Genomic DNA, 13,005 nt, shown 5'->3' with positions numbered 1-13,005 from the left:
AGTCCGGCTTGCACAGCCCACGGCTCGTTCCTATTTTCAGTTCGTCCACAGCCAAAACAGGCGCAAAACGGAAAAAGAATGATCATAGACGCTGCCTTGAAAGCCCTCTCCCGCCTGCTGACGCCGGAGTTTCGCTCGGTTTTCTGGAAAACGCTGGGTCTGACGCTTTTGCTGCTGGCCGGTCTCTGGGTCAGCATTCGTCAAATCTTTTTTACCTATGCCTGGCCGTGGATGGAGCAATTGCTGCCGGGCATGCCCGCATGGGCAGGCTGGCTCGGAATCGTCGCCGCTGTCGCGGCGGGACTGGGGCTTGCGCTTGTGCTGGCGCTGATGATCGCGCCGGTGACCGCTCTTGTGGCCGGTCTGTTCCTCGACGATGTGGCGGAAGTGGTCGAGCGCACGGATTATCCGAACGATCCTGCGGGCAATGCCCTGCCGCTTGGACGTTCAATTGTGACGTCGCTGAAATTCCTCGGCGTGGTGATCCTTGGCAACCTGCTGGCGCTAGCTCTGCTTTTCGTACCGGGGATCAACCTGATCGCCTTTTTCGTCATCAACGCCTATCTGCTCGGACGCGAATTTTTCGAATTCGCCGCCATGCGCCATCGCACCGAAGCGGAAGCCAGGGCGCTACGCTCGCATTATGGCGTGACGGTCTTTCTGGCAGGCTTGCTGATCGCCGGTTTCATGGCCATTCCGCTGGTCAATCTTCTGACCCCGCTTTTTGCGGCAACCATGATGGTGCATCTGCACAAGGCCATATCGCAGCGCGAGGCCGCAAAGCCTGTCAGAACTTAAGCCTGAGGCGGAAGCGGAACCAGTGCGGCGGGCACGTCGCAGGTCTTTTCCGGCGACTTGCAGATATCGGCGATGACGCAGTGTTCGCATTCGGGCCTGCGCGCCTTGCAGGTATAGCGCCCGTGCAAGATCAGCCAGTGATGGGCGTGCAACATATATTCCGCCGGTATCACCCGCACCAATATCGCCTCGACCGCTTCCGGCGTCTTGCCGGGCGCCAGACCGATCCGGTTGCCGATACGCAATATATGCGTGTCCACCGCCATGGTCGGCTGGCCGAACGACATGTTGAGCACAACATTGGCGGTCTTGCGCCCGACGCCCGGCAGTTTGACCAGCTCGTCACGGTCGCCTGGCACCTCGCCGCCATAGTCGCGGATCAGTGCTTCCGAAAGCAGGATGACATTCTTCGCCTTGTTGCGCCAAAGGCCGATGGTGCGAATGTGACTGCCGACCTTTTCCTCGCCCAGCGCCAGCATTTTCTGCGGCGTATCGGCAACCGCAAACAGGCCGCGCGTGGCCTTGTTGACGCCCGCATCCGTCGCCTGCGCCGACAGCACCACCGCGACCAGCAGGGTGAAGGCGTTCACATGCTCCAGTTCGCCCTTCGGTTCCGGGCGCTGCACGGAGAAGCGGCGAAAGATTTCGTGAATCTCATCAGCCGTATAGAGCGTACCAGCCACGCGGCGCGGACGCCGTGCTGGCGGGGCGGCGGAAACAGTCACGGGCGATTTGATTTTGGCCTTTTGCATTCTGTCTCTATACTGAGGTCTGTTCCTGGAAGACAACCCGCAGCTTGACGCAGGCGGCGTTCAAAGGCTCAGACACCCATGCACCATCCAGATGGCGCGGAACCGGACAGGTTCGAGACCCCTATTTTTGAAGCCTTGCTGAGACCCTATCGCTCGCTGGGGCGCACGGGCTTTACCGTTCTGATGGCAGCCCTCATCGCCTGCTGGATTTCTGTCGGCATTCTGTTCTGGTCCATCGGCGCTTGGCCGATCTTCGGCTTTTTCGGCCTCGACGTGCTGTTGATCTATCTGGCATTTCGCTGGAATTATCGCGCGGCGCAGGCCCGCGAAGAGATTTCCGTTTCGCGTGCAGCCCTGCACATCCGCCAATACGCACCATCCGGCAAACTGACCGCACATCAGTTCAATCCGTTCTGGACACGCTTTCGCGTGGCGCGAAAGCCGGACATCGGCATCACGGATATGAGCGTTGAAAGCCGCGACAAGCATGTCGCCATCGGCAGCTTTCTGAACCCCGACGACCGTGAGGATTTCGCCACCGCTTTTCGCGCAGCGCTTGCCGAAGCAAGACGGTAGAACACATTTCTCGATATGCTAAGTTTGACACTGCCCGCCCCGCAACAGTGGCGGGTATCGCCCTCCCCATCGTCGTTTTACGATAGAACGAAGGGGGATTCCGGCATTGGCCCTTGAAGTCGGGCTTTTCACAAGCCATATCAGTTAGCGAAGAGATACGCCGAACGGGTTCTCTTCATAACGGTCGCTTCTCATCAAGGACTGATGCAATGACAAGAATGACTCCGTTTTCGAGCCCTCTCTTGCTCGGATTCGACACGATGGAAAAGACACTCGAACGGATTGCAAAATCCGGCGATGGCTACCCACCCTATAATATCGAACGCCTGCGCGGCGAAACAGGCTCTGAGCGCTTGCGCATCACGCTTGCCGTGGCAGGTTTTGCCAGCGACGATCTCGACGTCATGACGGAAGACAACCAGCTTGTCATCCGCGGTCGACAGACCGACGACACCGAACGCGAATATCTGCACCGCGGCATCGCGGCGCGTCAGTTTCAGCGTGTGTTCGTGCTGGCCGATGGTATGCGGGTGCTGGGTTGCGAGTTGAAAAACGGTCTTCTCGCTGTCGATCTCGACCGACCGGAACCGGAACGGCTGATCAAGAAAATCAACATAGCTGTGAAAGACTGAAAAACGTTCAGGTTTCGTTCAGTCATTAAGGCTATGATAACTATCGTGAAGCTCTGGTGCGGCATAGCCGTGAATGGTGTGCCGCTCAAATGGAGGCTAAGACCATGAACAGACAACAGGTTCTCACCGAAAATGAATTCGCTCATCTGGGCGAAGGTGAAATTGCCTACGTGCGCAAGATTCGCTCCGACGACCTTGCTCGCAGCTTCCCTGCCCTCCCACCAATCGAGCCGGGCCTTGAGCTCTGGGCCCTCTTTGGCGCAAGCGGCGAGCCTATCGTGCTCTCCGATGTCCGCGCCACCGCGCTGCAAGGCGCCCATGAACACGAATTACGCACGGTGCTGCTCAACTAAAATGGCAGCCCTGTCGAATATGTAGCGATAGCGGCCCGCCTTGTAAGGAAGCCGCTATCGTCCTCATTGCGCGGTTAGAGCGAGAGGCTACCCGCTAATCTTCACTGCTTTGAGCAAAACGCCGGAGCGTTTTAAAAACGCGTTACATGTGCCGTGTAAACCCAAGATCCATGCCCGTTTTAAACTTCTCGCTGATAAGCCTCGGTGGCCGCCGCATGCTCATTCCTGACACATCCTTAAAAGGACTTGGTATCCACGAAAGCAGAACCGGAAGCAGCAAAAAGAGGCACTCGTAATAAAGCATATTTCTTCATATATTCACCTATATTTCCCTAAAAATCATCACTCCAAACAGATACGAAATATTGATCTCAAGATTAATAGTGCAACTATATCAGAAACGGATTCTACATAAAAATAAGTGATTTATTTTTATAAATCACAATATTTACACTGAATGACGCACAATTCAAATAAAAATAAATTTTACGCTGAGTGTAATTTGATATAAAACCGTTCGCATTTTGATACAATACCTATATTATTATAGATCATGTCATAACAATGGAATTAATCTTGGTTATTTTTCAAGCAGTTATTGTATTCCCGATTGAAACATATCCTATAAGCACCAGAACCTTCCGGATGGTTCTTACAAGTTTCCTTAGCCTTATTCCAGCACATCAACCGATTGTCCGCCGCAGAAGCAGGCGAAACTATAGCACCAAAAGAAGCAATCAAAGAAACCAATACATAGGCATACTTATTCATTTATATTTTTCCTTTCATATTTCAGTCACATAAATATCTCTATATAAATATTTAGATTATGAAAGCCTAATAATGAGCGAGCCTTTTTTAAAGCATGTTTTGAGCGGCTCCCCCATGCAGAGTCGCTATCGTCATTATTGTGCGGTTATTGCAGAGAATCTGCCCGCTAATATTTATTGCTTTGAGCAAAACAACGGAGCGTTTTTAAAGCGCTTTACATATGTCGTGTAAACCCAAGAGCCATGCCCATTCTGAACTTCTTGCTGATAAGCCTCGGTAGCCGCCGCCTGCTCATTCCTGACACATTCTTCATAGGCCTTGATATCCGCTAAAGCAGAACCGGAAGCAGCAATAAGAACAATCAGCGTAAAAATACTTTTCTTAGAGCCTGAATCAAAAAGCGGCATGTCTGTGCGAAAATGGTGATTTTCGAGGACCGGAGCGGAGCGTACTCAAAGTACGTGAGCACCGGAACGCAGAAAATTGCCCTTTGCAGCCACACAGGACGACTTTTGGAACAGGCTCTTATTTTTATGGTCATCTACACGCAAAATGCATTAGCATTACAGTTGCCTATTTTATTCAATGTCTGAATCTATGGGTCTCCATGAATCGGAGGTCATGGATGTCAGGTGCATCAATCGAGACGACGCTTGAGCTTTGGGCATCATCGTTGCGCGACGTGAAGGCTCGTATGCGCGGACTGTTTACGCAGGAGCGCGTTGCAGCCTCTGCGAACCTTTTCCTGGACGGTTTGCTGGGTGACGAGCGGCGGAAGACTGGTTGGATGCGTGCTAAGGCGGCCGGTGATCCCGGTCCGTGGCGGCACAAGCCATTCTGGGACGCGGGCGCTGGGATGCAGATGAGCTGCGCAACATCGTACGAGAGTATGTCGTAGAAAACCTCGCCACGGATGATGCGGTCCTGGTCATCGACGAAACAGGCTTCCTCAAGCAGGGCAAGACATCATGTGGTGTTGCCCGTCAGTATACAGGTTCGGCTGGCAAGATAACGAACTGCCAGATCGGTGTATTCGCCGCCTATGTGTCCGTTCGCGGTCATGCCTTTATCGATCGGGCCCTGTACTTGCCGAAGAGCTGGACCGGCGATCCGTCAAGGCTTGCAGCAACCCATGTTCCTGAGAATGTAGCCTTCACTACCAAACCAGGGCTGGCTATCGATATGATACAGCGTGCACTGGCAGCGGATGTGCCATTTTCATGGGTGGCTGGCGATGCGGTGTATGGCGTCGGGGAAATTGAAGGTTGTCTGCGCCGTGCCTGTAAAGGCTATGTTCTTGGTGTAAAATCCGATCATCACTTCGGATCCTGGGCTGGCAAGCCTCAGGTTGCTGGCACCGCGCAGAAGATCGCTTGTGATTTGGCTTCAGATGCATGGCAGCGTCTGTCCGCTGGCGAAGGCACGAAAGGCCCACGACTTCATGACTGGGCCTATTGTGAACTCGCCGATCTTGATGCTGACGAATATAATGAGACAGCTTCCGGGCTTTGGACCCGTGGCCTGCTGATCCGGCGCAATATCAGCGACGGTGAGCTTGCCTTCTTCACCACATGCTGTCCGGCCGGGACGGACATCCAGACGCTCGTTTCCGTTGAAGGCCATCGCTGGGCAATCGAAGACAGCTTCGAGACCGCCAAGAACCGTAAGCGCGAATTTCTGTGCACCTTCTGAAGCACAGTGCTCTGATGCATGAAGTGTCCACCAAAACAGGTGGACACCAAATCATGGACGATACTCCTAAACTGCAGGTGCGGCTTGTTGGCCGCGACGGCCGCCGTCGATATGACCCTGCCTCCCGAGATCGGCTTGTCGCAGCGTGTTTAGAGCCCGGCGTTTCGGTTTCGCGTCTAACTCTGGAGCACGGCGTCAACGCCAATCTCGTTCGCAAGTGGGTAAAGAGAGCCAAAGAAGATAGTGCTTTACCTGCGGTATCTACGTTCGTGCCGGTTCAGATAGCTACGGATATGCAGTCGTCATCTGCCAGCGGTCCACCGACGAATGTGGAGCCGGTCGGCAAGCGATGTCATGCATCCAAGCTGAGCGTGGTGCTGCCGAACGGTATCAGCCTGACGCTGGAATGCAGCGATGTCGATGGTCTGGCGGCAATCATAGGAGCGTTGAGCCATGTTCAGACTGGGCGCTGATCTGAAGGTCTACCTCCATCGGGAACCATCGACTTCCGCGCGGGCATCAACAGCCTCGCGGTCCTTGTGCAAGAGGTGATGGAGCTGGACCCGTTTGCTCCATCGGTGTTTGCCTTCTGCAATCGCAGGCGTGACCGGGTGAAGCTCTTGTTCTTTGATCGGTCCGGGTTTGTTATGGTCCTGAAGAAGCTACCAGAAGATCGGTTCAGGTGGCCCCGCCGGGAAACTGCGGTGGTGACGCTGACGACAGAGCAACTCCACTGGATCCTCGATGGCATCGATATAGATGCGATGGTCCGCCATCCCGTGCGGCAGTATCAGATTGCTGGCTGAGGATGACAAATTGCGATTGACGCGCAGGGGCGGTTCAGATTCAAGAATCTGATGACGCGCACCGGCGAACCGAGCATTGCAGAACTGATGGCGCAATTGGCAGCCAATGCTGCCGAAATCGCCGCACTCAAAGCCGAGAAGGAAGCGCTCTCGCAGCGGGTCATCAAGCTTGAAGAAGAACTGGCACTGGCAAAGCTGCACCGCTTTGCCCCCCGCAGTGAAAAGCACATTGATCGTCTCTTCAACGAGGCCGAAGAGGCTGCGGTCGAAGGTGGTAGCGAGGAAGACGATGACGTCGAGCTTCCGGATACTGGCTTGCCTGCGGCCGGGGGCGCTACGGGCAAAAACGGGGGCGCAGGCCCCTACCAGCAGACCTGCCGCGCGAGCGTGTCGAATACGACCTTGCTGACGATCAGAAGGCTTGCCCGTGCTGCAAAAGCCAAATGCATCGCATGGGAGAAGCCGTTAGCGAGCAGCTCCATATCGAGATCAAGGCAAAGGTCCTGCAGAACGTACGGTTCAAATACGCCTGCCGGCACTGTGACCAAAAGGGGATAAACACGCCCGTCGTAATCGCGCCCATGCCCACGCAACCCCTGCCGGGCAGCATCGCCACCGCGTCGACGCTCGCCTTTGCTCTCGTCCACAAATACGTAGATGGCACGCCGCTCTACCGCGTGGCTCAGACATTCGAGCGTGCCGGCGTTCCGATTAGCCGTGGCGCTCTTGCGCATTGGGTCATCGGCTCGAGCGAGAAGCATTTACATCGCATCTACGATGCTTTGAAGCTGCGGCTGCAATCGCAGTCTCTCATCCATGGCGATGAGACGACGGTTCAGGTGCTGAAGGAAAAGGACAAGGAAGCCACCAGCACGTCGTACATATGGGCGTACCGCAGCAGCGAGAACAGTGACGAGCCGATCGTGCTTCTCGACTACCAGCCCGGCCGCGGTCAGATTTACCCGCAGACCTTCCTTGGTGACTACCGTGGGATACTCGTCACTGATGGCTACACCGCCTGGCGCACATTGAATGGCGCAACCCATGTCGGATGCATGGCTCACTCCAGGCGGCGCTTCGTTGATGCTCTCAAGGCGAGAAAGAATGGTGGCGGCCCGCCGGAGCAAGCTCTCCGGTTCTTCGAACAGCTCTACCGGATCGAAAGGCAGGCGAGAGACAAGACCCCAGATCCGAGGGAGACAAACGCCGATTGCATTCGCCGTTTCCCCCAGCAGCACAGTCTGCCTATCCTGAACGCCCTAAAGGCGTGGCTCGACAATATCGCGCCAAAGATCGTGCCGGATACCAAGCTCGGCGATGCGGTGTCCTACACCCTGAACCAATGAAGTTACCTGACGCGTTACACCAGCGACGGCAGGATGCCGATCGATAACAACATTCTGGAACGCGAGATCAGAGTTTTTGCCACTGGAAGAAAATCGTGGCTGTTCAGCGATACCGCTGACGGGGCCAAGGCCAGTGCTGTGATCTACAGTCTGATGCTGACTTGCCGCGCCTGTGGTGTCGACCCGCTCACCTGGCTACGCCACGTGCTTACTGAGCTACCTCAGCGCGAAGAAACGGCCGACATTGGCGACCTGCTGCCGTTCAACTTCTCCAAGGCAAATGCCCAATAAAGCTGCGTACCGCTAGAACCCGTGCGCGATTACGCCTGAAGAGGCCGTCCAGGCGCATCGAAAATCGCGCTTACCAAGAACCAGCTTGGCCTTGATCACAACGAAACCCGGTCATGGCATGGCTGGCATCGCCACGTCTCCCTGGTCATGCTCGCCTTCGCCATGATGGCGGTGATCCGATACCGGGCCAATGACGCGACACCCCAAAAAGACGGCGGATGCCGACTATCACGATTTGATCTGGTGGTCTGTTCAAGAAATTCGACGCATCGCAAACAAACTTGCCCAACGACGTATAAACCCGGCATACGTCATCGCATGGTCTTGCTGGCGCAGGGGCCACCAAGCCATAACAAGACGGGCTCATCTAAAATCAAAAACGCAACTGTAATGCTAGGGCGCGTTTCGATCTGAATGAATCAGGTCGGCGCTCTAAGCTTTTATATTTCAAACATAAGAGCCTGTTCCAAAAGTCGCCCTGTGTGGCTGCAAATGGCAGTTTTCTCCATTCCGGTGCTCTCGTACCAATAGTACGCTCCGCTCCGGTACTCGAAAATCACCATTTTCGCACAGACATGCCGCTTTTTGATTCAGGCTCTAATCTTATCGATCCTCGTTTCACTCCGGTCGGATTATGCTTCAATTCTCGATGTAAGCGATAGAAGATCGTCGCGACAAAATCCTCCACCACCGCGCTCTTATTTACTTTACATGGCCTGGCTGAAATTTTTCTGCCATGCACCACTTATATTTATTTTGAAAACACGCATCAAAAGTAGTTTTTACGAGCTCTGGCTTATTTGTACAATCACTTCTTGCCCGTTCTTTACAAACTTCATTGTCGACGGCCGGCGCAACATTGGTGAAAGACGCCAAAGAAATCCATGCAAGAATGACTTTCTTCAATTTATTCTTCCTAATTTATATTCTGACGAGATTGATTCTATATAAAAATACGCCGATTCGAAAATACTATATTTTGTTAGTTCTCTTTCTTGAAGAAGATAAACGAAAATAACAATTGCACAACTAACATTATACGTTGCTTTACTCTCCAAATTCCGGAATCCGCGCCATGCACGGCTTTGGATTCAGCAAACGCGATCCAGACAGGTGTTTCCGTTTCTCCAGCGGAGACGACACCCAAAGCGATCATCATAGCAATCAATACTGAAACGTATTTTTTGCCCCGCCAGAAACAGAAAGGCCACCGCTCTGACCGAGCGGCGGCTTTTTTAAAACAACTCTCAAAGCGCGGGTACAAACAAATCCGGCATAGTGGAGCGCCGTTTAATCCGATTGCATCGGACCGGCGCTCTAAAATCTCTTATTAGGAGCATAATCCGACCGTCATCTCATGCGGGTCGGATTATGCTTAGTGGCTCAGGCGGCGTTGGACGCCGGCTGGGCTGTCAAAAATGAATAGAGCGCCTGTGCATCATGGGTGCCTCGCAGCTTGGCGACCATATCCGGGTCGCGGAGCATACGCGCAATGCGCGACAAGGCTTTCAGATGATCGGCCCCGGCATTTTCCGGAGCCAACAGCAGGAAAACGAGATCGACAGGCTGATCGTCCAGCGCCTCGAAATCAACCGGCGTTTCAAGGCGCGCGAAGATGCCGGCAATCTTGCCGATATTCGCCAGCTTGCCGTGTGGAATGGCCACACCGCTGCCCACCCCGGTTGAACCGAGGCGTTCACGCTGGAGAATTGTTTCGAAAACTTCACGCTCAGGGAGACCGGTCAGTTCCGCAGCCTTTTCAGACAAAATCTGCAAAAGCTGCTTTTTGGAGCTGGCTTTCAGCGCGGGGATAATCGCCCCCGGCTGAATCAGATCACTAAGATCCATTCTCTCCGTTCCTTCTTCAATCAGACCGTTTGCGGCCCGGTTTTGGGAAGCGCACGCAACCACCCATAAATGGGCTCGCCCTTCACTGGCGATAACGCGTAACGTGCGCTTCGGGTTTGCCGTCAGACGCGAGGCGCGGCCTGGCGGGTAACCGTCGATGGGTCAACCCAGCCGATATTGCCGTCCGCTCGACGATAGACGATGTTTACTTCATCATTGCCCGCGTTCCGGAAAACCAGAACGGGATTTTCAATCAGATCAAGCTCGACCACCGCCGAAGCCACCGACATGGTGCGCAGGGCGACGGACGTTTCCGCCACAATGGTTGGCGCATAATCGGCCGGAAGCTCCTCCTCTTCCTCCGGCAGCGGTGCCATAACACGATATGCCACGTCGTCATAGATCGCATTTGGCTGGGTAGCCGTACGCGACTTCAGACGGCGCTTGTAGCGCCTAAGGCGGGTTTCGATCTTGTCCGCTGCCGCATCAAAAGCCAGCTGCGGATCCTGCGCATCGCCAGTGCTTTGTAGCGTCGCACCACTGTCGAGGTGCAATGTACAATCCGCACTGAATCGTGAACCGGACTTCGTGACCGTTACCTGCCCGGAAAAGCCATGATCGAAATATTTGCCGACCGTTTCATTCACCCGATCCACGATCCGGGTTGTGAAAGCTTCACCGACGTCCATATGCTTTCCAGATACACGCAGAGTCATTGGCACACCTCATTTGCGTTACACCACAGGGCTTAGTCTAATCACAAGGCAAGCGAAGCGCAAAGCGAACCGTCATCAAAGATGGCTTTCATCCTACGGGTTTTTCAGCCTTGATCCGGATCGCCGGTCAGAGCCTTGAAACACCTTCGAAATCCACGCTTTTCCGGTTTAAAACCGGTCAAACGGCACCCCGAACATCCCTTGTCTTATGCAACGCCCCAAACGCGTGATCGTTGCCCTTTCTGCTAAACTGCCTTTCCTTTAAGCAATCGGACATCCGCATTCTCTTTCAGAAAAAGCCGATGCATATTTCGTGCCACATACGCATAAGCCCGCAAAACCGAAGAATTCCGGCATTTTCGGGCCAGCGTCGCAGCGCGAGCGGGGCTTCTATTGATTGAAATGGCGCTTGTCAATTGGTCCTCCTGCCAGTAGGCCAACTCGAAACGCTGCCGGTTCTCACGATCATCATCGATTTTTTCTGATCGTGCGGTGCTTCAAGTTCAAAATTTCAGAGCATTCTCCTGGGGCTTGAACTGGTCGAAAACGCTCTGGAGGTACAATCGTCTATTCCAGGCCACCGGGGAACCGGTGGTTTAAACAGTTGTTTTGACACACATCTTTTCCGAAAACTGCTTCGCGTTCCGGGATGCGTTCTAAGAAACAGAAAGCTTGGCTTTCTTTTCACGCCTGCGCTGAACCGATGAAGCAATATTCATCGATTCCCGATATTTTGCGACCGTTCTGCGCGCAATATCCACACCGTCCTTCTTCAAGGCATCAACAATTGCATCGTCAGACAGCACATCATCGGGCTTTTCGGCGTCGATCATCTGGCGAATACGATGCCGCACGCTTTCAGAAGAATGGGCGTCACCGCCCTCCGAAGAGGCGATGGAAGCCGTGAAGAAATAGCGCAATTCGAACACGCCGCGCGGCGTTTCCATGAACTTGTTGGCGGTCACGCGGCTGATGGTGGATTCATGCATACCCACCGCATCGGCGACCATGCGCAGGTTCAAGGGCTTGAGATGGGTCACGCCGTGGCGCAGAAACCCGTCCTGCTGGCGCACAATTTCCTGCGTCACCTTCAATATGGTTCGCGCGCGCTGATCGAGGCTGCGCACCAGCCAGCTTGCCGTCTGCATGCAATCGGCCAGAAACGTCTTTTCCTCAGCCTTCACGGAAGCATTGACTTCCGCATAATATTCATTGTTGACGATGAGCCTCGGCATGGCCGCCGGATTGAGTTCAATCGCCCAGCCGCCGTCACGCGAAGGCGTCACCACCGCATCCGGCACGATGGCGTCGGCCACCGCGACCTCGAACAAAGCGCCGGGCTTCGGGTCCAGCGTACGGATTTCAGACAGCATGTCGAGAATGTCGGCCTGATCGACCCCACAGAGCTTTTTCAGCGTCGCAAAATCCCGTCGCGCCAGGAGGTCGAGATTGTCCACCAGCGCTGCCATGGCCGGATCGAAACGGTCTTTCAGGCGCAGCTGAATCGCAAGGCACTCGCGCAGATCGCGTGCAAAAATTCCAGGCGGATCAAAGCTTTGCAGGATCGCCAGCACCCGTTCGACCTCCGAGGTCTCGACGCCGAGATTTTGCGCCAGACCGATAATATCGCCCCGCAGATAGCCGCTTTCGTCCAGCGCATCGGCCAGAGCCATCGCGATGAAACGGTCGGAGGTTTTCGGAAAAGTCAGGGCAATCTGTTCACCCACAAAGTCAGCCAGCGAGACCCGGCTCGCCGTCACCTGATCGAGATCATATCCGCCACCGCTGCCGCCACTATAGGCGTCGAGGGTCGACGATTTCCACTGGGCGGCGAGGTCTGGATTGATCTCGTCATAGCGCCCCGGATCATCGGGAAAGATATTCTCCAGCGAGCTGTCGAAGGTGGTGGAGAGATTTTCAGCTGCGTCCGGCGCGTCGGTCTTGAACCAATCCGCCTGCGCTTCGTCGAAGGCCCCATCATCCGTTCCATCATCACTTGCGGCAGAACGGTCATCATCCCGCGCCGCGTCAGCGCCGGAAAAATCATCATTTGCTGCCTCTATTCTGTCCAGCAGCGGATTTTTTTCGATTTCCAGATCGAGAAAATGTTCAAGCTCAAGATGCGTCATCTGCAGCAGTTTGATCGACTGCATCAGCTGAGGCGTCATCACCAGCGATTGTGACTGACGAAAATCGAGCTTAGGCGACAGAGCCATACGACGCGTTAATTCCCCCTGCGAACGACTGGTCGACCGAACCCTGAGCCGCTATTTTCAGCCGATCTTTCTGACCGGCGCTTCTTCCCGATCAAAACTGGTATGAACCTTGCTTGTCAATTCAGAATGTGCAGTTTTGGGACAAATGAGGAAAATAGTCGCAATATTGACGGATTTTTTAGACCGGCTGTAACGGCGCCAGCTTTAA

The 13,005-nt window shown here is 54.4% G+C and carries 12 protein-coding genes and 3 pseudogenes; 9 read left to right on the top strand and 6 right to left on the bottom strand.

The window, feature by feature from the left end; translation table 11 throughout:
* Positions 1–78 precede the first annotated feature (78 nt).
* On the top strand, positions 79–798 hold the full coding sequence (locus tag HWD97_RS05635; protein ID WP_109368190.1) for a sulfate transporter family protein: 720 nt from the start codon (positions 79–81) through the stop codon (positions 796–798).
* Here HWD97_RS05635 and nth read toward each other — a convergent pair.
* Positions 795–1,550 (bottom strand): endonuclease III, encoded by a 756-nt coding sequence (gene nth, locus HWD97_RS05630; RefSeq protein WP_109368189.1) that lies wholly within the window; start codon positions 1,548–1,550, stop codon positions 795–797. The two genes, HWD97_RS05635 and nth, sit on opposite strands and share 4 nt — an antisense overlap.
* Positions 1,551–1,628: 78 nt before the next feature.
* Between nth and HWD97_RS05625 the strand changes: the two genes are divergently transcribed.
* The 3 genes from HWD97_RS05625 to HWD97_RS05615 all read left to right on the top strand — a co-directional run bounded on the left by HWD97_RS05625 (position 1,629) and on the right by HWD97_RS05615 (position 3,111).
* Positions 1,629–2,126 (top strand): DUF2244 domain-containing protein, encoded by a 498-nt coding sequence (locus HWD97_RS05625; RefSeq protein WP_121537130.1) that lies wholly within the window; start codon positions 1,629–1,631, stop codon positions 2,124–2,126.
* A 209-nt stretch (positions 2,127–2,335) separates the two neighbouring features.
* Positions 2,336–2,758, top strand: a complete 423-nt coding sequence (locus HWD97_RS05620; RefSeq protein ID WP_109368187.1) for an Hsp20 family protein — start codon at positions 2,336–2,338, stop codon at positions 2,756–2,758.
* An 89-nt stretch (positions 2,759–2,847) separates the two neighbouring features.
* Positions 2,848–3,111: a DUF1150 family protein gene (locus HWD97_RS05615; protein WP_371830795.1), complete on the top strand. Its 264-nt coding sequence runs from the start codon at positions 2,848–2,850 to the stop codon at positions 3,109–3,111.
* A 570-nt stretch (positions 3,112–3,681) separates the two neighbouring features.
* On the opposite strand, the gene HWD97_RS05610 is transcribed toward HWD97_RS05615, so the two are convergent.
* On the bottom strand, positions 3,682–3,882 hold the full coding sequence (locus HWD97_RS05610) for a hypothetical protein (RefSeq protein ID WP_147437990.1): 201 nt from the start codon (positions 3,880–3,882) through the stop codon (positions 3,682–3,684).
* Between the two features lie 173 nt (positions 3,883–4,055).
* Entirely contained in the window at positions 4,056–4,289 is a 234-nt protein-coding gene (locus HWD97_RS05605) for a hypothetical protein (RefSeq protein ID WP_167836044.1), read from the bottom strand.
* Positions 4,290–4,489: 200 nt separating this feature from the next.
* On the opposite strand from HWD97_RS05605, the pseudogene HWD97_RS05600 reads away from it, so the two are divergent.
* From HWD97_RS05600 to HWD97_RS05580, 5 genes and pseudogenes are all read left to right on the top strand, one after another.
* A pseudogene (locus tag HWD97_RS05600) lies at positions 4,490–5,541 on the top strand (IS701 family transposase); the annotation flags it as partial.
* Between the two features lie 86 nt (positions 5,542–5,627).
* Complete coding sequence (locus HWD97_RS05595; protein ID WP_371830794.1) at positions 5,628–6,047, top strand: transposase; 420 nt, start codon at positions 5,628–5,630, stop codon at positions 6,045–6,047.
* A 27-nt stretch (positions 6,048–6,074) separates the two neighbouring features.
* Entirely contained in the window at positions 6,075–6,380 is a 306-nt protein-coding gene (tnpB, locus tag HWD97_RS05590) for an IS66 family insertion sequence element accessory protein TnpB (RefSeq protein WP_121537126.1), read from the top strand.
* A 51-nt stretch (positions 6,381–6,431) separates the two neighbouring features.
* A pseudogene (locus HWD97_RS05585) lies at positions 6,432–8,017 on the top strand (IS66 family transposase).
* 75 nt (positions 8,018–8,092) lie between these two features.
* A pseudogene (locus HWD97_RS05580) lies at positions 8,093–8,431 on the top strand (hypothetical protein); the annotation flags it as partial.
* Between the two features lie 969 nt (positions 8,432–9,400).
* Here the strand turns inward: HWD97_RS05580 and ptsN are convergent.
* The 3 genes from ptsN to rpoN all read right to left on the bottom strand — a co-directional run bounded on the left by ptsN (position 9,401) and on the right by rpoN (position 12,797).
* Positions 9,401–9,865: a PTS IIA-like nitrogen regulatory protein PtsN gene (gene ptsN, locus HWD97_RS05575; protein ID WP_078339638.1), complete on the bottom strand. Its 465-nt coding sequence runs from the start codon at positions 9,863–9,865 to the stop codon at positions 9,401–9,403.
* A gap of 122 nt (positions 9,866–9,987) precedes the next feature.
* On the bottom strand, positions 9,988–10,581 hold the full coding sequence (gene hpf, locus HWD97_RS05570) for a ribosome hibernation-promoting factor, HPF/YfiA family (protein ID WP_109368185.1): 594 nt from the start codon (positions 10,579–10,581) through the stop codon (positions 9,988–9,990).
* Between the two features lie 656 nt (positions 10,582–11,237).
* Positions 11,238–12,797, bottom strand: a complete 1,560-nt coding sequence (rpoN, locus tag HWD97_RS05565) for an RNA polymerase factor sigma-54 (protein ID WP_121537122.1) — start codon at positions 12,795–12,797, stop codon at positions 11,238–11,240.
* Positions 12,798–13,005: the final 208 nt, after the last annotated feature.

The sequence above is a fragment of the Ochrobactrum sp. C6C9 genome, assembly GCF_022627935.1.
GTDB classification, from domain to species: domain Bacteria; phylum Pseudomonadota; class Alphaproteobacteria; order Rhizobiales; family Rhizobiaceae; genus Brucella; species Brucella teleogrylli.
The sequence above is the reverse complement of the archived record's forward strand: the minus strand, read 5'-3'. Positions and strand labels throughout refer to the sequence as shown.

Coding starts and splice junctions, on each gene's coding strand:
- ptsN (WP_078339638.1), bottom strand. CDS start 9,865: ATGGATCTTAGTGATCTGATTCAGCCGGGGGCGATTATCCCCGCGCTG.
- HWD97_RS05605 (WP_167836044.1), bottom strand. CDS start 4,289: ATGCCGCTTTTTGATTCAGGCTCTAAGAAAAGTATTTTTACGCTGATT.
- nth (WP_109368189.1), bottom strand. CDS start 1,550: ATGCAAAAGGCCAAAATCAAATCGCCCGTGACTGTTTCCGCCGCCCCG.
- rpoN (WP_121537122.1), bottom strand. CDS start 12,797: ATGGCTCTGTCGCCTAAGCTCGATTTTCGTCAGTCACAATCGCTGGTG.
- HWD97_RS05615 (WP_371830795.1), top strand. CDS start 2,848: ATGGAGGCTAAGACCATGAACAGACAACAGGTTCTCACCGAAAATGAA.
- HWD97_RS05625 (WP_121537130.1), top strand. CDS start 1,629: ATGCACCATCCAGATGGCGCGGAACCGGACAGGTTCGAGACCCCTATT.
- hpf (WP_109368185.1), bottom strand. CDS start 10,581: ATGACTCTGCGTGTATCTGGAAAGCATATGGACGTCGGTGAAGCTTTC.
- HWD97_RS05610 (WP_147437990.1), bottom strand. CDS start 3,882: ATGAATAAGTATGCCTATGTATTGGTTTCTTTGATTGCTTCTTTTGGT.
- HWD97_RS05595 (WP_371830794.1), top strand. CDS start 5,628: ATGGACGATACTCCTAAACTGCAGGTGCGGCTTGTTGGCCGCGACGGC.
- HWD97_RS05635 (WP_109368190.1), top strand. CDS start 79: ATGATCATAGACGCTGCCTTGAAAGCCCTCTCCCGCCTGCTGACGCCG.
- HWD97_RS05620 (WP_109368187.1), top strand. CDS start 2,336: ATGACAAGAATGACTCCGTTTTCGAGCCCTCTCTTGCTCGGATTCGAC.